Genomic DNA, 19,297 nt, shown 5'->3' with positions numbered 1-19,297 from the left:
AGAGTAACGAACAGAGGCTCAGAAGTGTAGGCTGTTTTTTAAAGCAGCGGCGGTTAAAGAAACACAATAATTAGTAATTGTTATTTGGACTTGATCTAAATAGAGGTTATATTTGCCCGAAATAAAAATGCCACACGGTTCGGACCCGTGTGGCTAAACCGGAAATCCGGCTCACCTTTAATCTCCATTAAAAGCCATGCAAATTAAGAAAATTTTGCTATTGGGCATACTATGTGCCTGTGTAATTTTTACTTCCGCCCAAAATCGACTCTCGGGCATCTCTGGACAAATCAAAGCCAGTGATGGAAAGCCACTTCCAGGGGCAACCATTAAAATCCACAAAAGCAATTGGGCTACCTCAACAGATCCGAATGGAAATTTTAAAATCTTAAATATTCCTGCCGGCAATTATACACTACAAGTATCTGCAATCGGTTTTAAAACACAGAAAAAGGAAATCAATATTGCCGATGGGCAGAGCGGGTATTTCAATTTGAGCCTGTCAGAATCGTCAGAACAGATGGAAACCGTAAACGTAATCGGCAGAACGGCTAGTCAGGAAGTGAACAGGCAGGCTTTTAATGTAACCGCTGTTGATGCGAAAAAACTGTACAATACCACCCTTGATATTTCTGGTGCTTTAGACCGTGTAGCGGGTATTCGGGTAAGGGAATCGGGAGGTGTTGGGTCAAATTTTAACCTTTCTTTAAATGGTTTTTCGGGGAATCATGTACGGTATTTTATTGATGGTATCCCAATGGACAATTTTGGATCCTCATTTCAGATCAATAATATCCCCATCAATATTGCCGATAGGATTGAAGTGTATAAAGGTGTCGTGCCGATGTGGCTGGGATCTGATGCCTTAGGCGGTGCGATCAACATTGTAACCGGCGACCGTTACCGCAATTATATTGATGTTTCTTATTCACTCGGATCATTTAATACGCATAGAAGCGTAATTAATGCCGCAGTGACTTCAAGAAGTGGTTTAACTTTTCAATTAAATGCCTTCCAGAATTATTCAGATAACGATTATAAGGTAAATGTAGAAGCTTCAGATATCTATACCGGGGCATATGCACCCATTGCATCCCTAAGAAGATTTAATGATACGTACCACAATGAAACTTTAATTGCAAATGTAGGTGTGGTAGGCAAAAGTTATGCAGATAAACTTTTGTTTGGTATAACTGTAGGACAGAATTATAAAGAAATCCAAACCGGAGCCAGAATGGTTTCTGTTTTTGGAGGCTGGCACCGTAGGGGGAATATCGTGATGCCCACCTTAAAATATAAAAAAGAAAATCTGATCAAAGGTTTAGATGTAACCATCAATGCCAACTACAATTTAGGGAATGAGCAGAATATAGATACCTTAAATGTCCGCTACGATTGGTACGGAAACAGCAAACCAAACGGAACGAATGGCGAACGCGCCAGAAGTTTGTACAAATACAAAAACAACAATGGTTTGGCCACCACCATGTTGAACTATAAGATAGACGAAAAACAATCGGTTGCCTTAAGTAATGTATTTACCACTTTTAACCGAAAAGGTAGTGACGAGTTAAACCCAAGTAATGCAGATTACGAACGACCGAAGAAAACCAATAAAAACGTGCTGGGGCTTGGCTATAGTTTCGATGTAAAAGACCGTTGGAGTGCAACCGTATTTGGGAAATACATCAATCAGGGCAACGTTAACGGAAGTGGAGGCAATGCCGGTAAAAATAGTATTGACAGATTGGGCTATGGATCTGCAGTTACCTATTTTGTTAACCGGAATATGCAATTAAAGGCTTCTTATGAGCTAACCAACCGTATGCCCGAGGCGCAGGAGATTTTTGGGGACGTGGAAAACCAGGATGCCAACCCAGGCTTGAAACCTGAAAAAAGCGACAATTTTAATTTAGGGCTTAGCTATGGGTTTTCTGTAAATAAGGAACATAATTTCTCTTTTACGGCCAATGCAATATACCGCAATGCGACGAATTTTATTTACAACCGGTTAAACCAGAACCAATCAAAACTTGTTGCCGATAACCGCGATGGGGTGAGAACGGTAGGGGGCGACGCCGAAATCAGGTATTCGTATAAAAACTGGTTAAGCGTTGGGACTACCGTAACTTACCAGAATCTTAAAAACCTTCAGAAATACGAAATTAATCCAAGTACCGGCGAAAAGTTTACCAATGTAAGTGTCGTGTACCTGGATCAGATGCCCAATATCCCTTATTTATATGGTAATAGTGACGTATCGGTTTCTTTAAAAGATGTAGGTCGTAAAGGCAATAATCTATCTATTGGTTATAACTTATTGTATGTGCATGCTTTTTGGCTGTACTGGCCAAGCCAGGGAGCCGTTGGCGATAAAAAAGTGATCCCACAGCAGTTTAACCATGATTTAAACTTGGTTTACAGCTTAAAAAGAGGCCGGTACAATATTGGACTAGAGGCCAAGAATATTACCAATGCCGACCTCTTCGACAATTTTAGTCTGCAAAAACCGGGTAGGGCTTTCTACTTAAACCTGAGATATTTCATCAATTCAATCAATAATTAATACATAAAAAAAAGTAATATGAAAACAAACTTTACCAAAGCGTTTATAGCATTAGCTTTCGCTGCCGTACTTACCTCGTGTTCAAAAAAAGAAGAAGGCGAAAGTGTTCCGGAAAACCCGGGGAACTTTATTTTGGCCGTAACGCCGGTGGCTTCTACGGGTGTAGCTGATTATCTGCTTACTGCAAGTGATTTAGACAAGGGAACAATCTCTACGGCTGGAAACGGAGTAGAGCAGGATGGGACTTACCGCTATTATGTTACCCACAACAATAAGTTTTTTAGTATGCTTTATGGACAGGGAAATCCGGGAGCAGTGACTACCTACAATATTTTAGCAGGCAAACTAAATAAGGTTTCAAATTTTCAAACCGAAACTGTTCAGGCTTTTGCACCGGTTAATGACGATTTGTTATTGGTTAAAATTCCAAGGAATTTAGCAGCACCTACAGCAAACTTTTACCGCGTAAATACCAACAATCTTTTGATTTCTGGCGAAGGCACACTAGATGCTACAGCACCAGGAAATAATGGCGAAATCGCACATTTTAGCTGGATTAAACAAGTTGGAAACAAAGTGTATGCGCCATTTTTCTCGATCAATGGCAGTAGATTCTGGACTAAATATCCAAATACCGCCTGGATAGCGGTTTATTCTTATCCAGAGATGAAACTGGAGAAAGTTATTAAAGATGACCGTACCAGTTTCATCGGAAGATATTTTACCGATGGATTGGGCGTAGTAGAAAACGGAGATGTATATGCATTTTCGAGTTCGGTTGCTGTTGATGACAATACCGAAACTACTGATGTGCTCACTGATTCTAAAATCACCTCCACCAAACCATCTGCCATTACCAAAATTAAAGCAGGTACAACAGAGTTCGATTTAACCTATTTTCTTGATTTCGAATCCGTTTCCGGTGGTTATGTAATTACCAACTGGATTTATATCGGAGGCAATAACTTCATCGTAAATGCAGTACTAAAAGCAAATAAGGGTGCTTATGTAGTAGGTAAAACAATCGGTGTTTTAAATGTGGTTGATAAAACCTTTAAAAAAGTTTCCGGACTGCCTGCTGAAACAGCCATTTCCAGTATCACTACAAACAATTATACCCCTAAAGATGGAAAGCTGGCTTACCTGGGCTTCAATTTAACCGATGGTACAAGTTACGTGTATAAAATTGATGCGGCTACCGCAACGGCTACAAGGGGCTTGAAAGTAGAAGGCGGGGTGATTACTGCCGTTCAATATTTAAAATAAGCACACAATTATCAAAAAAACTAAACAAACAGAACAATGGCAACGGTAAACAAAACTAATCCGATAAAGAAAAAAAATAAAGATTCCTCATTTAACAGGATCAATAAATGGCTTCACCTTTGGCTTGGCCTAATATCGGGAATCATTGTTCTGATTGTTTGCATCACTGGCTGTATCTGGGTTTTTAATGAAGAAATCACCGGTTTATTAGAACCTGAAACCAAAATTGAAAAACAGGATAAGCCCGTTATTACGCCATCACAGCTCAGTGCCATTGCTTTTAAGATTTATCCGGAGAAGATTCCTTCATATGCCCAATACCAACAGGGAAGAGCCATCAGCTTAAATCTGAGAGGAAAAAAGGATGAAGGCAGACGGGGCGGTGGAACAAGCTTAAAGATTAATCCTTACACGGGTGAGGTCATCAGTAAAGTTGTACATAAAAAAGGGGAAGTCGATTTTTTTAGGTTTATTCTCAATGGTCACCGCTTCTTGTGGTTGCCTTATGCCATTGGAAGGCCAATTGTAAACTATGGTACGATGATATTTGTGGTGCTGTTAATTACCGGCCTAATTTGGTGGTACCCTAAAAAATGGAATAAATCCACACGCGATAAGAGTTTCAAAATCAAATGGGGCGCTTCTTTTAAAAGGGTAAATCTCGATCTGCACAATGTACTGGGTTTTTATTCTTTGATTTTTCTACTTTTTATCGCTTTAACCGGAATGGTATATGGCATTAAATGGTACAGTGAGGGTTTATATTGGGTAACTTCCGGAGGCGATAAATTAAGTGATTTCCAGCGATTAGAATCAGATTCCTTAGCCGCAGGAAAATTCTACACCCCACAGAAAGCGATGGATCTGGCCTGGCAAAAGGTCATCAGCCGTCATCCTAAATCTCAGGGCTTTTATTATAATTTTCCGGATACCTCCAAAGCAAAAGCTACAATTAGCATTACTGTTTATCCCAATACCGGGCAGTTTTACAATAATCAGGGTTATACTTTCGATCAACACACCTTAAAAGAATTTAAACGCGAAGGTGTTTATTCAATTTCTTACGAAGAAGCGGGTTTTGGCGGGAAGCTCAGAAAAATGAATTACGATATCCATGTAGGAAGTATTTTAGGTTTTCCCGGTAAGGTAATGGCTTTTTTAGCTTCACTTATTGGAGCAAGTTTACCTATTACTGGTTTCCTGATCTGGTATGGACGAAAATTCAAGAAAAAAGCGCCCAAAAAAGAACCTGTTTCAACTGAAGGTGTAAGTAAGCCAACCGCTTATAAGCCGGGAGCAAAAATTCCTGTTAAAAAAACTGAAGAAATTATAGAACAGGACTAAAATATTAAGGTATGGTTAGTTGAATTCCCGGACATTGTCCGGGTTTTCTTTTTTTAATCTTTTTACAATTTTACCTTTTTAGCTTTTGGTTCAGGTTTCTCAGGTAATTGTATCGATAAAATCAAATCAATGCTTTCCGAGTTGGTTTCATAATCGGCTGCAATTTTTTCCCATCTTTTTAGTTCTGCCTGTAAGGTTTCGATTTCCTTACCTAATGATTCGATCTTATTCTGGATTGATTTTCTAACGTTTGTATTTGCCATAACACAAAATTATGATTTGGTGGCATATCTTTAAACTTCTTTGTTGCAAGCGTGTGTATAAAAATTGCTAAGTGTTCTAATTCAGCGAGTTTTATTCTCATAAAATTTTCAACAATAGTGAAGAAACCGAGAATTTGTACTTGATAAGATAAAATTGTGCAATCATTTGTTATTTTTACCCAACATGCCCGAGATATATGAAGAAAAATAGCAGTTGCGATCTTAAAACCTGCTTTATGTGCCGACTTACTTTAAAAGAATGGCATCCTGCTATTGAAGGTCATAAACGAAATTTTATTGCAAAAAAGGGGGAGGTGATTATCAAAGAAGGTGATCCTGTTAGCGGTGTTTACTTTGTAACTTCAGGGAACGTAAAGGTGCATAAACAATGGGGAGATAAAGAACTTATTTTGCGCTTTGCGAACGAAGGGGCAATATTCGGTCATCGGGGAATCAGCAGCAGCATTTCCTCTTATCCTATCTCTGCAACGGCTTTAGAAACCACTAAACTTTGTTTTGTTGATATCGATTTTTTTAAAACCACGCTAAAAGTAAACCATGAATTTGCCTATGGTTTATTAATGTTTTATGCCGATGAACTTCACGCTTCGGAGAAGAAGATGCGTAATTTGGCATTAATGTCGGTTAAAGGGCGCTTGGCAGTTGCTATTTTGGGTTTGAGAGATCAATTTGGCTTAGATAGTGAAGGCTTTTTAAATGTGGCTTTAAGCCGTCAGGATCTTGCTGCGTTTACCGGAGCAACCTACGAAACCGTTTTTAGGACCATGAACGAACTACTTGCCGAAAAATTAGTTATTGTTAATGGAAAACAGATCGGTATTTTAAACGATGCGGGGCTTACTGAGTTAATTAGCAGATAATCGGATTTATATGTTGGGAATAGTTTTATGTGGCGGTCAGAGTTTGCGTATGGGCACCGATAAAGGGTTGCTTAACCACCATGATAAGCTTTGGGCACAAGTGGCGTATGATAAATTGAGTTCGCTTGATCTATTGGTGAAATTTTCGATTAACTTATCACAGCAAAAAACCTATACTGATTATTTTGAAAAAGAAAAGTTAATTACGGATCATCCTTCGCTTGATATCAGAGGACCATTATTAGGTGTGCTTTCTGCACACTTATCACACCCAACAGAAGATTTATTCTTATTGGCCTGCGACATGTTATTAATGGAAACCAGGCTACTGCAGGGAGTCCTGCATTCGTTTAAAACAGACGATACTTTCGATGCTTATATTTTTACCAAAAATGACCAACAAGAACCCCTGTGTGGAATTTATAAATCGCAGGCGATGAAAAAAAAACTTTTTATGTTGGAGAGAAGTGCGCTGGTTAATCATAGCATGAAATATGTTCTGGGCAAATTACGGGTCTGCGAAATTATGGTTGATGAGGCTGATTATTGTTACTTCGGGAACTTTAATTCTCATGCCGAAATTAACGGCTTATAATAATTGCAAAGCAGATTGATTAATTTTACTGAATTTATTTTTCTCTGCCTCGCAAAGCGTGCAGCAATAATCATCTGGTAAATCTTTAAATGCAGTACCCGGATTAATATTGTTTTGAGTTTCTCCGATCCGCTCATTATAAACAGTTAAACAGTTATTACATTGATATAGAAAATCGCCATCTTTTATTACGGTTTCTTCTGTTTGACAGCTTTGTTTGTCTGTTTTAATGGCATTTAAACGATATTTATAGAACCTGAATATCGAACGTCTTATTTGTTCTGGCAACAGAAAGCTGGGGTTACTTCGGCTAAAAATTTCGCCGGTACGTTCGTTGGGATTAAAATCTTTAGCACAAAGGATATCATAAACGGGGAATAGTTTCAATCCCAATACATCAATCAAGTGGCGTTTTTGGATCAGGATACTACTAAAAACCTCACTTTTTTTACGTGTTTTAATACCAAAGCAAATCCCAAATGTTCTGGTATCATCAATGCTTAAATGTTTAACAAGAAAGCTTTTTAGTGCCAAACCTTCGCTGCAGTTATCTTCTACCTGGAAATTTAGCTCGTTGGCTGCATGTCTCATATTAATCTCAAATTCTTCAAGCAGCGCATTCCAAAGGTTTTTATCTTTATCGTCAATTCCTTTCACAATGATGGTTTTCCAGGAAGTACAACATAACTGACCGAGTTTGGTATCTAAACAAAGTTGACACAGTTTCTTTAAAAATGCAATGCTGAATAGTTCATCACGCCTGTATATGCCCAGCCAATATTTGTTGTTGTAACGGTTTAAGCCCTCGTAGTAAGGTAGATTAAACGATGATAGCGATACGGTGTTGTCTGCCGGTTTAAGAATAAAGTTTTCCTGATCTAAAAGTGCAAAAAGATCTTCGCCGTTTGCTTGTTCGTGATCTATAAATTGAGACTGGTTATTTTTGATGATGCTATCCAGTTCCTTGGTTACCAGAGCAATATGGTTGGTGTAACAAAGTTGGTTCCACTCATATATCACATTGGTTTTCGGAAAGCGGATAATCAAGTGCCAGTAATGTTCTGATTGTGAAGAAGCAATCCAATTGATGTTGCCTGTTAGCATGGGCGTTAAACTCTGGTTGCTATCGCAGATATTTACTTTTATTGAAGGTTTAAAATCGATGTCATCCAAAATATCTTTATACACCCCTTCGGTAAGCCAGGTTTTACGGATAAAAATTTCTTCGGCTGGGTAAGAGCTGATAATGTTCGGGAAATTATTGCTATCTACTTCATAATCGATTCCAAGTTTATTCATTTCACCCGTAAATATGTCAATATTGTAGGTTGTCGTATCAATCAATAACTGCTGGCGGAGTCCAAAACGAACATATTGCATCCCTGCTTTTGTTGCTGCTACCAGAATGTTGTACAGGTTTCCTGGTGATATGATGCCACCTGGAAAGTTAATGGAGATGGTTTGATACATGGCTTAACTGTTTAGAAGTCCAAATTCTGTTATTGCTTTAGGGAAATTCTTGTTTTCGTGCCCTGGCCTACACAATTTTAAAAGTGCAAATCTTTGGATTTTGGTGAGTTTACGCCACTGATCTATGGAAAGTTGAAGCTGCAGTTCAGCCGATTTTTCGCTCAGCATTGAAGGGATCTGATGTAGATTTTCCCAATCGGGTAAGGGATCGATAGCCATTGTTGTGGCCTGGTTTCCGGTATATTTCGTAATCAGGCCAATCAGAAATTGATGGTACTTATCGGTTTGGTCCTGAGTTGAAACCGGTAATAGCGCGAGTTGGATTCTTTCTGATGCGTGAAATTTGCTCCATTCTGCCAATTTTAACTTTATTCCTGCTATATCCATCTTAAAACGGACAACCATAGGAATGCAACGCATATTTTGTTCAATAAAATCTTCTTCGAATTTAAAATATTCAATTCCTTTAAGGTTTTTAAATTCTGAAGGACCCGTTTTAACTTTCATTATTTTTTTATTTTAATCATCTTTTTAATGTTTCAATGCGTTACATCATGCTGAACGCGTTTCAGCATCTTTTTTACCGGATAGATCTTGATCCTGAACTTTCGGTAAAGGATGACGGACCGCCAAAACTTATAATTTATCTTCTAAAACCGGCTTAGGGTCTGTTTTTAAAACGTTTACAAACGAATCCAAAATTGCCTTTACTTCTGGTCTGCAGCTGCCACAGCCCATTCCGGCGCCTGTTAACTGGCAAAGCTGCAAATGATCTTTACAGCCATCTTTTATTTTATTGATCAGATTGCCCTCGCCAACATTATTACAGCTGCAAACGGTTTTGCCAATAATGGGCTCGGTAGTTTTACCACTCCTTAATAGTTGAAGCCGTTTTTCACTCAGCTCCATTTTATTTTCGATCAGGTTTCTAAACTCCAGGAATTCACTTTTATCACCAATTAATATCGCTCCAACCAGTTTATCGTTGTGTACGATACACTTTTTATAGTACCGTTTTGCTTTATCGATAAAAACAATTTCTTCATAGGTAGGGTCGTTGTTGGGTATCTCGGCCAGGCCTAAAGAGCAGAGTTCTAAACTGTGCATTTTGAGGATATTCATGAGTAAGCTGCCCTGATAAAATTTCGCAATATCTCCGCAAAGAAAACGTGCCACGATTTCGGCCTGTTGTTCTGCTGCTGCGGTAATGCCGTACATCTGGCCTTTAAATTCAGCAATTTCGCCAATGGCGTAAATATCCTTTTCATTGGTCCTGAGGTATTCATCAACCACAACACCTCTTTTACATTCTATACCGGCTTCTTTAATCAGTTCGGTATTCGGAACGGTACCGATGGCGATTACCAGAGATTCGCAATCGATCAATAAACCGCTTTTTAAACGCATGCCCGAAATGCTTTTTTCGCCGATAATACGGCCTACCTCATCGTTATAGAAAATTTCGATGCCCTTGCTGATCAATTCTTCGTGCAGTAATTGACTGCCCAGCGCATCTAACTGACGCCCCATTAATCTGGAAATCCTCTGGATGATGGTTACTTTTGATCCGGTTTCAGCCAGTGAAGTGGCCAGCTCAATCCCCAATAGTCCACCACCAACAATGACAACTTTTCCATTTGTGGTATCAATATGTTTTTTAAAGCTGTCGGCATCGTTACGACTGCGCATCGTAAATATACCATTTAGTTTAGGGATATCTTTAAGCACAAAAGCCCTGCTTCCGGTGGCCAGAAGCAGAACGTCGTAAGAGTGGATTTCGCCATTGCTATCGATAACGGTTTTATCTTCTTTGTTGATTTTTTCGATACCCAATCCCCGGTGCAGTTTAATCCTATAATCGGTTTCTTCACTGTCGCTCATTTTTATGAGGTTATGCCAGGGCAAAGTGCCAATAATATAATCGGGGAGAAGCACCCGGTTGTAAAAGGGGAAATTCTCTTTGCTAAAAATCTCGATATCATCTTCGGTATTTAAAGCCCTGTAGCTTTTAACAAAACCACAGGCGCCTGCACCTGCCCCAATCACAATGATCTTTTGCCGCGCTTTTTTGTAGAGTTTTACATCTACCGCACTAAACTTGAAATCAGGTTCTTTGCTTTGCGGATCGACCAGGTTATTAGTGAGGTTATTCACGCGGTTCAAATCACTTTCCAGGATTTTGCCCCAGTGCATAGGCATAAAAACTACTCCGGGTTTAATATCTTCCGAAAACTTTGCTTTTACGCGAACATTTCCCCGTAAACTCGAAATTTCAATGATGTCGCTGTCCTTTATGTCTCGAATCTCGGCATCAATGGGGTTAATTTCTAAAAATGACTCAGTAATGTGCTGGTTCAGTTTATTTACCTTACCTGTTTTGCTCCGTGTATGCCATTGATCCCTGATCCTTCCGGTGGTTAAAATCAGCGGATGTTCAGGGGTTAAAGCTTCTGATTGGTTCTGATCATCAAATGATAGGATATTGGCTTTTTTGTCAGGAGTATAAAACTGGTGGTCGGTAAATAACCTGGCCGTTCCAAATGCTCTTTCTTCTTTTGGGTATGGCCATTGAACAGCTCTTTTTTCTTTTAAAATCTGATAATTAAGACCGCTGATATCAATGTTGGTTCCTTCGGTTAAAGCCGCATGCTCATCGTATATTTCGGAAGTGTTTTTAAAACCGAAACCATGATAACCCATTTTTTTTGCAAACCGGCAGATAATTTCCGAATCTGCTAAAGCTTCTCCGGGTGCTTCGGTTACTTTACTGAGGTAAGAGATATAACGACCTGCATTGGTCATGGTACCCTCTTTTTCTACCCAGGCCGCTGCAGGTAAAACTACATCGGCATATTTTAATGTTTCAACTTTATTGCTAATGTCCTGAACGACTACAAACTTTGCTTTTTTTAATCCTTCTTCGGCTACACGAACATCGGGCAGGCTGATTAAAGGATTCGTGCATAAAATCCATATTGCTTTGAGTTTTCCGGTATTCAGTTCATCGAACATCTCGGTGGCAGTTAAGCCCGGCTTAGCTTGTATGGTGCCCAATGGAATCTGCCAAAATTTTTCAACCTCATTACGGTGACTTTCGTTTGCTAAAACACGGTGTGCAGGTAATAAATTACTTAAACCGCCAACTTCGCGGCCACCCATGGCGTTCGGCTGTCCGGTAAGGGAAAATGGCCCGCTTCCAGGTTTGCCAATATGGCCTGTAATCAGGTTTAGGTTGATTAATGAAAGGTTTTTATTTGTACCCACCACACTTTGGTTAAGTCCCATCGTCCACATGCTGATAAAACCTTTTGCATAACCGATGTAAGATGCGGCTAAACGGATATCACTTTCTTTGATGCCACAAATAGCTGCTGCTTCGGCTACTGATGTTTCGAAAACAGTAGCGTGGTATTTTTCATAACCATTGGTGCTGTTGATCATAAAATCAGGATCAATTTTTCCATCTTCAATTAAACACCTGCCAATGGCATGGTGAAGGGTAATATCGGTGCCCGGATTAAGCTGTAAATGGATATTGGCAAGCGAACAGGTTTGTGTCTTCCGGGGATCGCTAACAATGATTTTTAAAGCAGGATTTTTCTCCTTTGCGGCTTCAACACGGCGCCATAGGATAGGATGGCACCATGCCGGGTTTGCGCCTGCAACAAAAATACAATCGGCAATTTCAATATCATCATAACTAATGGGCACGGTATCTTCACCAAGACTCATTTTATAACCAACAACCGCACTGCTCATACATAAGCGGCTGTTGGTATCGATGTTATTACTACCGATAAATCCTTTAATTAATTTATTTACTACGTAGTATTCTTCTGTTAAACACTGTCCGCTGGCATAGAAAGCCACACTATCGGGACCATATTTTTTAATTAATGCTTTAAAAACTGCTGCTGTTCTTTCCAGTGCGGTATCCCAGCTTACCCTTTGGAGGGGCATATTTTTGTTGTAGCGCATTTCGGGGTAAAGCAGCCTATCGGTTTTATCGTTCGCTGTATAGTGAAGATTCATGCCTTTACTGCACAACATACCTTTGTTTACAGGATGGTTTTTGTCTCCCTCAACAGTGATGCGCTCATGGATATCTTTATTCACTACAATGCCACAACCCACCCCGCAATAACAGCAGGTAGTAGTATTTTTCGGCGATATGTTTTTTTCTTCTTTCAAATGATCGGCTTGTATAATAGGTGTTGTTCGCGCTGTTTATTTGCTGGGCGTTAGTACCAGGTCTTCTATTTCAGCTGTTTTTTGTGCCATTATGGTTCTGAAGATGAATACTGCAACACCAATTCCGAGGATAATAAAACCAAGTAAAGTAAAAGCGTTGGTATAATCAATCAGGTCTTTTTGAACGTTATGGCCATTTTCGATTACATTTTTGGCCGCGTGACTGGCTTTAGCTTTAAACATAAAGGCAATGAGCATGGCACCGATATTTCCACCGGCGCCTACAATACCGGCTACACTACCAACTGCAAGCGGATTAATGAAAGGAACAAGGCTGTAAGTTGCGCCGTTGGCCATTTTTAAACTCAGGCCGAAAACAAACATCATGAAAATAGCCATACCGATATTCCCCGATTTTGCGAACCAGATTAAACCGATCCCCTCTACCAAAAGCAGTAAGGCTAGCAAAAGTGTTTTGCCATCAAATCCCCAGGTTTTACCAATTTTATCGGCAATAATGCCACCCAGTGGCCTGGCAAAAATATTAATCCAGCCAAAAATGCCTGCAACCATTCCGGCAACTGCTATGGTTGCGCCAAATGAATCTGTAAAAAAGATTGGTGCAAAGTTGTCTACCGTAATTTCTACGCCAAAGCATGCGGCATAAGCGATGGTTAAAATCCAGGTGCGGTAATCCTTCGCGGCAATTAAGAAGGTGTTTTTAGTGCTTTTGATGCTTTCATCCTTAAGGTCTTTAAAATCACCTTTTGGGGTATCTAAAGTATAGCGGTGATATAAAAAGGCACAGATCAAAAGCATGATACCTGGGAAAATCATGGCATAACGCCAGCTATCTTCCGTGCTGCAGAAACCGAGGGCAGTAAAGCCCGAGGCAATTAACGGCATAAATAAATTGGCCGCACCACCACCGGCATTTCCAAAACCACCCGCTGTTGCATTTGCTGTTCCTTTAATTTTGGAAGCAAACATAATCGAGGTGTGGAATTGGGTGATTACGAATGATGCACCAATTACGCCAATGGCCAGGCGGAATAGTAAAAAGGAAGTATAAGAATGGCTGGTTCCGATTAACAGTACCGGAATGGCGCAAAGTACCAAAAGCCAGGTATAGATCAGTTTAGGGCCAAATTTGTCAATCAATCTTCCGATCAGTAAACGGGCAATAATGGTGGCCGATACTGATGCAATTTGAATATTGCCCACCTGATCTTTGGTCAGGTGAAGCTGCTCTCTCGCTATCTTCATCAGGGGCGCCATCCCGAACCAGGCGAAGAAACAGAAGAAGAAAGTTAACCAGGTAATATGAAAGGTCTTCATCTGAACACCTTTAAGCGAAAATATATTAAGTTTATCTAGTGGTTGAGTAGTATGCTGTGTCATAATGATTGGTTTAAGCGTGATCAATGTGGTCTTGTTAAAATTTATAGCCTAAGCCTACGCCAACGTTCCATTCGCCATTTTTGACTGCAGTTTTGGGGTTGTAGTATAGGGGTACCTGTAAGGCTATATGGCGAAAGGCTGTCGTTAAGCCAAAGCCGAGGTTAGGGGTAAGGGCTGCATTTTTAGGAGCATCTGCGGCAACTTTATCTTCTTTGATCCGTAAACTTGGAAGTAGCCCCAATAAAACAGTATAGGGTTTTTTGCTGAATTTTATGCTCGGTCCGGTACAGTTTATAAAAGCACCGTGATCAACGTAGCCGGCAGCGATAGTACCATCGAATAAAACGGCTTTAGTTTGCGATTTAGCAGAAAAAAAGAACAAGGTAAGTGCAAGGCAGCCTGTTATGGCTACATAATTAGAAATCTTCATGTCGGTTTGGTTTGGGTTAAATTTTTATCAAGAAAAGTTTAAATCTTACTGGGTCAGGTTAAGATTTTGGCGTTGTGCCAATGTAAACAGTTCCGTTTTCTATCTTTACAGGATAGGTTTTTATGGCGCATTCGTCGCCACTTAAACATTCGCCAGTGCTCAATGAGAATGTTTTTTTGTGAAAAGGACAGGCTACCTTAGGTTCATCGGTAGTGGAGCCAATCATTCCACGGCTTAATGCCATCTGCTTTTTATGCGGGCATTCGTTTTGAGTGGCATACCACTCGTTTCTTCTGGTGAAATAGAAAAGTGCAATCTGATCTTCACCATGTTTTACACAAACGCCACCGTTCTCAATGGCATCCTCGACTCGGCAGGCTGCTAGCCAATTTGATTGTTCATTCATAATTTTGGGTTTTATAAGGTTTGTTAAAGATTATTGATTAAAATGTTTTCCATTCGGCGGTTCTTTTCTGCCCGCGCATTTCTACAAATTCTATAGTTGGGTCATTTTCTTTGGGCGCATTTACAAAATGAGAGAATCTTTTTCTGATGGCCGGATTTTCTACCGCTTCTTTCCATTCGCATTTATAGGTGGCGATTAAATTTTCAATTTCGCTTTCCCACTGTGCGGCCATTCCTAAACTGTCGTTAACAATTACATTCCGCAGGTAATCTATTCCGCCTTCCATTTTGTTCAGCCAGGTTGCTGTTCGGGTAAGTGGATCGGCAGTGCGGATGTAAAACATCAAAAATCTATCGATGTACTGAATGCAGGTTTCGCTGTCGAGATCTGTTGCCAATAAAAGGGCGTGTTGCGGTTTGCTTCCGCCATTTCCGCATACATATAAGTTCCAGCCTTTTTCAGTAGCAATAATGCCAAAATCTTTGCTTTGGGCTTCTGCGCATTCTCTGATGCAGCCACTTACCGCTGATTTGAATTTGTGTGGCGCACGGATGCCTCTGTATCTTTCTTCAATTCTTATGGCGAAACTCACGCTATCATGTAAACCAAATCTGCACCAGGTACTGCCAACACAGCTTTTTACTGTTCTTAAGCCTTTTCCATAGGCATGTCCGCTTTCGAAACCTGCTGCAATTAACTCTTCCCAGATAATGGGCAGGTCGTTAAGGTGTGCACCAAACAAATCAATCCGCTGACCACCTGTAATTTTGGTGTACAGATTATATTTTTTAGCTACTTCGCCAATTACAATTAGCTTGTCAGGTGTAATTTCTCCACCCGGAACCCTTGGTACTACGGAATAGGATCCACCCTTTTGAATGTTCGCCAGAAAACGGTCGTTACTATCCTGCGCTACATCGTTTCCTTTTTTAAGGATCATTTCGTTCCAAAGACTTGCAAGGAGTGAGGATACCAATGGTTTGCATACTTCGCAACCATCGTTTTTGCCTAATGCATCCAGTACCTCATTATAACTTTTTAATTCGTGGATATGGATAAGGTCAAAAAGTTCTTGTCTGCTATAGTTAAAGTGTTCACAAATTACATTTTTGATATATTTACCTTGCGATTTTAAGGTATAGGTCATTAAATCTTTTACCATCGGCAAACAACCACCACAACCTGTACCTGCTTTGGTGCATTTTTTCAGGTCATCAATATTTTCGCAAGTGCCGTCAGCGACTGCCGAGCAGATATCCCCTTTACTAACGCCTTCACAACTACAGATTAATGCGCTGTCTGGTAAACCTGTAATTCCGGCTCCACCAGCAGCTTCGCTTCCTCCGCGTGCGCCCAGTATCAGTTCTTCAGGGTTTTCTGGTAATACAATCCGGTTATTAGAGGTCTGCAACAGCAGGTTATACGCTGTTGCATCTCCAATTAATATACCTCCTAAAAGGTATTGCCCGTCATTACTAACATTTATTCTTTTATAAACGCTTTTGTGTTTGTTTTCGAAAATGATGGTGCGGCAATCTGGCTCAGTAATAAAATTATCGCCGAAACTGGCTACATCAATGCCAATAAGTTTGAGTTTGGTGCTCATATCAAATCCGGTGAAAGTTTTATCACCTTCACAAAGGTTTGCGGCCAGCACTTCGGCCATTTCATAACCTGGAGCAATCAAACCATAAATCATTCCGTCATATAAAGCGCATTCACCAATGGCAAATACAGCGGGATCACTGGTCTGCATTTTCTCGTCAACTACAATTCCTCCACGTGGACCAACCTCAATGCCACAGGCTTTCGCCAATTCATCGCGGGGTTTTATGCCGGCAGAAATCACTAACATATCAACATCCAAAGCGGTATCATCACTAAACTTTAATGCCGTAATACGACCATCGCCTTCGATACTCGTGGTGTTTTTATTTAAATGGATCTGTAAACCCAGATCTGCGAGTTTAGATTTAAGCATATCGCTGCCTGCAGCATCAATTTGCCTTGGCATTAGGCGCTGTGCAAATTCGATAATACTGGTTTTTTCGATTCCCAGATCAATTAATGCTTTCGCGGCTTCCAGTCCCAGTAAACCTCCGCCGATAACCGAAGCTGTTTTTGCTTTTTTAGCATAGCTGCTAATCAGGTCAAGATCTTCTATTGTACGGTAAACAAAAACACCTTCTTTTTCAATTCCAGAAATATTAGGGACAAAAGCACCTGATCCTGTGGCAAAAACAAGAATGTCGTAACTATAATCTAAACCATTGGCGGTATAAACTTTTTGAAATTCACGGTCTATTTTGGTAACCGGGTTATTGAGAAATAGGGTAATATTTTGTTTCTGGTACCAGTTTTCTGTAGAAAGAGAGAGGTCGTCGGCTGTTTTGCCATTAAAATATTCACTTAGATGAACACGATCGTAAGCTCTATGAGGTTCTTCTCCAAAAACAATAAGATTAAAAGAAGAAGTTTTGGATCTAAGCTTTTCACAGAATTTATACCCCACCATTCCATTTCCTATTACGATTATTTGTGGCTCTTTCATAAATATTAAGGGTGTTTAGTTTTTTTTTAGTTTTTGGTTGCTTTTTGTTTTGAATTATTTGTTTTTATGGAATTTTTATTAAATAATCCTTTTTAAATCATTGAATTTTGTATTTATATGATTTTTGATATTCAAATATATGTTTTAATTGTATTAAAAGTTGTTGTTATGTGATTTTTATCATAAAATATTTAATTTTTTTATAAATTTTCATCACTTTTATACTTAAATAATTAAATCATTAAAATTATGGATCAAAAAACTGCTGATTTTGGGCTTTTTATAATGGGTGGAGGGCCTGGTGACCCAGAATTAATCACGATGAAAGCTTTTAATGTGTTAAAAAGAGCAGAAGTTATTCTTTATGATAACTTAAGTAATGAAGAATTACTGGAAATTGCCCCGAAAACATGCAACATGATCTATGTTGGCAAGCAACCTTATGGAAAATATACTCCACAAGAGAAAATAAATGAATTAATTGTCGAAAATGCCCAGAATTATCGGGTCGTGGTGCGTTTAAAAGGTGGAGATCCCTTTATTTTTGGCAGGGGATTCGAAGAATTGATTTATGCAGAGGCCAGAGGGATTAAATGTCATTATATTCCTGGTATCAGTAGTATGCAGGGGGCTGGTTTTATCGATGTACCTTTAACACACCGTGGAATTAGTGAAAGTGTCTGGATACTTACCGGAACCAAAAAGGACGGAAGTTTAACCGACGATCTGAAATGTGCCATGAAAAGTTCAGCTACAGTTGTTATTTATATGGGGATGAAAAAAGTAGGCGAAATTTCTAAAGCTTATTGCGATGCGGGCTTAGGTGATATACCTGCTGCAATTATTCAGCATGCTACTTTACCAAACCAAAAACAGGTAGTCTGTTCCGTTAAAAGTTTGCAGGCATCAGCTGAAAAAGCTAGCTTAACCTATCCGGCTATAATTATTATAGGTAATGTGGTGCAGGCTAAGGCCTATGCAAATTTAAATCAAGGCGAGTTGTTATCAGCTTAAAAGGTTAGTCATTGGTTCGTTAGTGATGGTTTATCGCTATCTTGCCTCAACGTTTGCTAAACTTATTATATTAAATGATTAGCTAACATTAGTGGTTTTAATTGGTTAATTGCTCCAAACCACTAACCTAAACTCCAAACTAAAATAGGCCTTCTAATCCGCTCATGTTGACTGTTAGCGCCACCGTTCAAACTAACTTCTAAAAATACTTATCAAGCGTTAAGCCATAGGTAAGATTGAGGTTTTCGCTGCGGGTGATATTCAATTTATTATAGTTTAGCGCGGTTGTTAAACTGATCCATTTGCGGAGCTTTAATCCCAATGTAGTGGTCGAACGGATAATGTGATCGCCCTTTCTATTGAAAGAATTCTGCAAAAAATGGTTTCCGTCAATGGTAATCAACTCTTTTATGGCGAAATGATATTGTAACCTTAGCGAATTGCGATAAGTGTGATAGCTGTCGTCTGCAATTAAGCTACTCTGATCAAATAATACCCCATCGCTAAAGTTAATGTATGCATTGGGTTTATCCAATACACTATAAGCGATACCACCACCGGCAAGCAGCTGGTTTTTCAATTTTAACGAATAACTGGTATTGTAATTCACCAAACCCCAATAATAAAAATGAGGAAAGGTTTTATATAGATTAAAGTTTAGCGTAGTGGAAAAATCGTTATTGGTTAAATCGCTGTTTTGCTTACCATAAAGCCATGCTGTGCTAGAATTTAAAACAAAGCTTTTCTTTTTCATGCCAAAATTAAGCGCATTGTTTAATAAATAAGCACGATCTTCATTTGTTCGGTTAATCGATCCGGTTGAAGTAAGCAATACATGGTAATTGGTGCTTTCGGTATATTGTGCAAAGGATTCAGCAGAATACAAGCAGAGTAAAAGTAGTGGCACAAAAAACTTCAT

15 protein-coding genes are annotated in these 19,297 nt (G+C 39.5%); 6 read left to right on the top strand and 9 right to left on the bottom strand.

All coding sequences use genetic code 11. From position 1 onward, the window contains the following. The first annotated feature begins 196 nt into the window (after nucleotides 1-196). The 3 genes from AC04Q1_RS02680 to AC04Q1_RS02670 are packed head-to-tail and all read left to right on the top strand — an operon-like array spanning nucleotide 197 to nucleotide 5,176. On the top strand, nucleotides 197-2,566 hold the full coding sequence (locus AC04Q1_RS02680) for a TonB-dependent receptor (RefSeq protein ID WP_478361562.1): 2,370 nt from the start codon (nucleotides 197-199) through the stop codon (nucleotides 2,564-2,566). Between the two features lie 18 nt (nucleotides 2,567-2,584). Then, a complete protein-coding gene (locus tag AC04Q1_RS02675; protein WP_478361560.1) occupies nucleotides 2,585-3,832 on the top strand; it encodes a DUF4374 domain-containing protein in 1,248 nt (415 codons plus the stop codon). A 36-nt stretch (nucleotides 3,833-3,868) separates the two neighbouring features. Beyond that, a complete protein-coding gene (locus AC04Q1_RS02670) occupies nucleotides 3,869-5,176 on the top strand; it encodes a PepSY-associated TM helix domain-containing protein (RefSeq protein ID WP_478361558.1) in 1,308 nt (435 codons plus the stop codon). A 62-nt stretch (nucleotides 5,177-5,238) separates the two neighbouring features. Here AC04Q1_RS02670 and AC04Q1_RS02665 read toward each other — a convergent pair whose 3' ends face one another. Continuing rightward, on the bottom strand, nucleotides 5,239-5,439 hold the full coding sequence (locus AC04Q1_RS02665) for a hypothetical protein (RefSeq protein ID WP_055910391.1): 201 nt from the start codon (nucleotides 5,437-5,439) through the stop codon (nucleotides 5,239-5,241). Between the two features lie 236 nt (nucleotides 5,440-5,675). Between AC04Q1_RS02665 and AC04Q1_RS02660 the strand changes: the two genes are divergently transcribed. Together AC04Q1_RS02660 and AC04Q1_RS02655 are read left to right on the top strand one after the other, a co-directional pair. Continuing rightward, nucleotides 5,676-6,320 (top strand): Crp/Fnr family transcriptional regulator, encoded by a 645-nt coding sequence (locus AC04Q1_RS02660; RefSeq protein ID WP_478361556.1) that lies wholly within the window; start codon nucleotides 5,676-5,678, stop codon nucleotides 6,318-6,320. A gap of 10 nt (nucleotides 6,321-6,330) precedes the next feature. Continuing rightward, the gene (locus AC04Q1_RS02655; RefSeq protein WP_478361554.1) at nucleotides 6,331-6,915 is read left to right on the top strand and encodes a molybdenum cofactor guanylyltransferase; all 585 of its coding nucleotides are present in this window, start codon (nucleotides 6,331-6,333) and stop codon (nucleotides 6,913-6,915) included. Here the strand turns inward: AC04Q1_RS02655 and AC04Q1_RS02650 are convergent. From AC04Q1_RS02650 to nirB, 7 genes are all read right to left on the bottom strand, one after another. Beyond that, a complete protein-coding gene (locus AC04Q1_RS02650; RefSeq protein ID WP_478361552.1) occupies nucleotides 6,910-8,385 on the bottom strand; it encodes a rubredoxin in 1,476 nt (491 codons plus the stop codon). The genes AC04Q1_RS02655 and AC04Q1_RS02650 overlap by 6 nt on opposite strands. 3 nt (nucleotides 8,386-8,388) lie before the next feature. Then, on the bottom strand, nucleotides 8,389-8,892 hold the full coding sequence (locus AC04Q1_RS02645; RefSeq protein WP_478361550.1) for a nitrate reductase associated protein: 504 nt from the start codon (nucleotides 8,890-8,892) through the stop codon (nucleotides 8,389-8,391). A 129-nt stretch (nucleotides 8,893-9,021) separates the two neighbouring features. Continuing rightward, nucleotides 9,022-12,576 (bottom strand): molybdopterin-dependent oxidoreductase, encoded by a 3,555-nt coding sequence (locus AC04Q1_RS02640; protein ID WP_478361548.1) that lies wholly within the window; start codon nucleotides 12,574-12,576, stop codon nucleotides 9,022-9,024. Between the two features lie 36 nt (nucleotides 12,577-12,612). Then, nucleotides 12,613-13,977, bottom strand: coding sequence for an MFS transporter (locus AC04Q1_RS02635; protein WP_478361546.1), 1,365 nt, complete (start codon nucleotides 13,975-13,977; stop codon nucleotides 12,613-12,615). A 34-nt stretch (nucleotides 13,978-14,011) separates the two neighbouring features. Next, complete coding sequence (locus AC04Q1_RS02630) at nucleotides 14,012-14,407, bottom strand: hypothetical protein (RefSeq protein ID WP_478361544.1); 396 nt, start codon at nucleotides 14,405-14,407, stop codon at nucleotides 14,012-14,014. A 58-nt stretch (nucleotides 14,408-14,465) separates the two neighbouring features. Continuing rightward, nucleotides 14,466-14,813, bottom strand: coding sequence for a nitrite reductase small subunit NirD (gene nirD / locus AC04Q1_RS02625; protein ID WP_029276048.1), 348 nt, complete (start codon nucleotides 14,811-14,813; stop codon nucleotides 14,466-14,468). 37 nt (nucleotides 14,814-14,850) lie between these two features. Then, on the bottom strand, nucleotides 14,851-17,364 hold the full coding sequence (nirB, locus tag AC04Q1_RS02620; protein WP_478361541.1) for a nitrite reductase large subunit NirB: 2,514 nt from the start codon (nucleotides 17,362-17,364) through the stop codon (nucleotides 14,851-14,853). Nucleotides 17,365-17,613: 249 nt separating this feature from the next. Between nirB and cobA the strand changes: the two genes are divergently transcribed. Next, the gene (cobA, locus tag AC04Q1_RS02615; protein WP_478361539.1) at nucleotides 17,614-18,378 is read left to right on the top strand and encodes a uroporphyrinogen-III C-methyltransferase; all 765 of its coding nucleotides are present in this window, start codon (nucleotides 17,614-17,616) and stop codon (nucleotides 18,376-18,378) included. 199 nt (nucleotides 18,379-18,577) lie between these two features. Here the strand turns inward: cobA and AC04Q1_RS02610 are convergent, their stop codons facing one another. Continuing rightward, nucleotides 18,578-19,297 carry a DUF481 domain-containing protein gene (locus tag AC04Q1_RS02610; RefSeq protein WP_478361537.1) on the bottom strand — a complete coding sequence of 240 codons (720 nt, stop codon included), beginning with the start codon at nucleotides 19,295-19,297 and terminating at the stop codon, nucleotides 18,578-18,580.

Source organism: Pedobacter humicola, from assembly GCF_056490705.1.
This window is presented reverse-complemented; position numbering and strand designations above follow the sequence as displayed.

What these genes read in the sequence shown, in the direction of transcription:
- AC04Q1_RS02680 (WP_478361562.1), top strand. Translation starts at nt 197, where the DNA reads ATGCAAATTAAGAAAATTTTGCTATTGGGCATACTATGTGCCTGTGTA.
- AC04Q1_RS02675 (WP_478361560.1), top strand. Translation starts at nt 2,585, where the DNA reads ATGAAAACAAACTTTACCAAAGCGTTTATAGCATTAGCTTTCGCTGCC.
- AC04Q1_RS02670 (WP_478361558.1), top strand. Translation starts at nt 3,869, where the DNA reads ATGGCAACGGTAAACAAAACTAATCCGATAAAGAAAAAAAATAAAGAT.
- AC04Q1_RS02665 (WP_055910391.1), bottom strand. Translation starts at nt 5,439, where the DNA reads ATGGCAAATACAAACGTTAGAAAATCAATCCAGAATAAGATCGAATCA.
- AC04Q1_RS02660 (WP_478361556.1), top strand. Translation starts at nt 5,676, where the DNA reads ATGTGCCGACTTACTTTAAAAGAATGGCATCCTGCTATTGAAGGTCAT.
- AC04Q1_RS02655 (WP_478361554.1), top strand. Translation starts at nt 6,331, where the DNA reads ATGTTGGGAATAGTTTTATGTGGCGGTCAGAGTTTGCGTATGGGCACC.
- AC04Q1_RS02650 (WP_478361552.1), bottom strand. Translation starts at nt 8,385, where the DNA reads ATGTATCAAACCATCTCCATTAACTTTCCAGGTGGCATCATATCACCA.
- AC04Q1_RS02645 (WP_478361550.1), bottom strand. Translation starts at nt 8,892, where the DNA reads ATGAAAGTTAAAACGGGTCCTTCAGAATTTAAAAACCTTAAAGGAATT.
- AC04Q1_RS02635 (WP_478361546.1), bottom strand. Translation starts at nt 13,977, where the DNA reads ATGACACAGCATACTACTCAACCACTAGATAAACTTAATATATTTTCG.
- AC04Q1_RS02630 (WP_478361544.1), bottom strand. Translation starts at nt 14,407, where the DNA reads ATGAAGATTTCTAATTATGTAGCCATAACAGGCTGCCTTGCACTTACC.
- nirD (WP_029276048.1), bottom strand. Translation starts at nt 14,813, where the DNA reads ATGAATGAACAATCAAATTGGCTAGCAGCCTGCCGAGTCGAGGATGCC.
- nirB (WP_478361541.1), bottom strand. Translation starts at nt 17,364, where the DNA reads ATGAAAGAGCCACAAATAATCGTAATAGGAAATGGAATGGTGGGGTAT.
- cobA (WP_478361539.1), top strand. Translation starts at nt 17,614, where the DNA reads ATGGATCAAAAAACTGCTGATTTTGGGCTTTTTATAATGGGTGGAGGG.
- AC04Q1_RS02610 (WP_478361537.1), bottom strand. Translation starts at nt 19,297, where the DNA reads ATGAAGTTTTTTGTGCCACTACTTTTACTCTGCTTGTATTCTGCTGAA.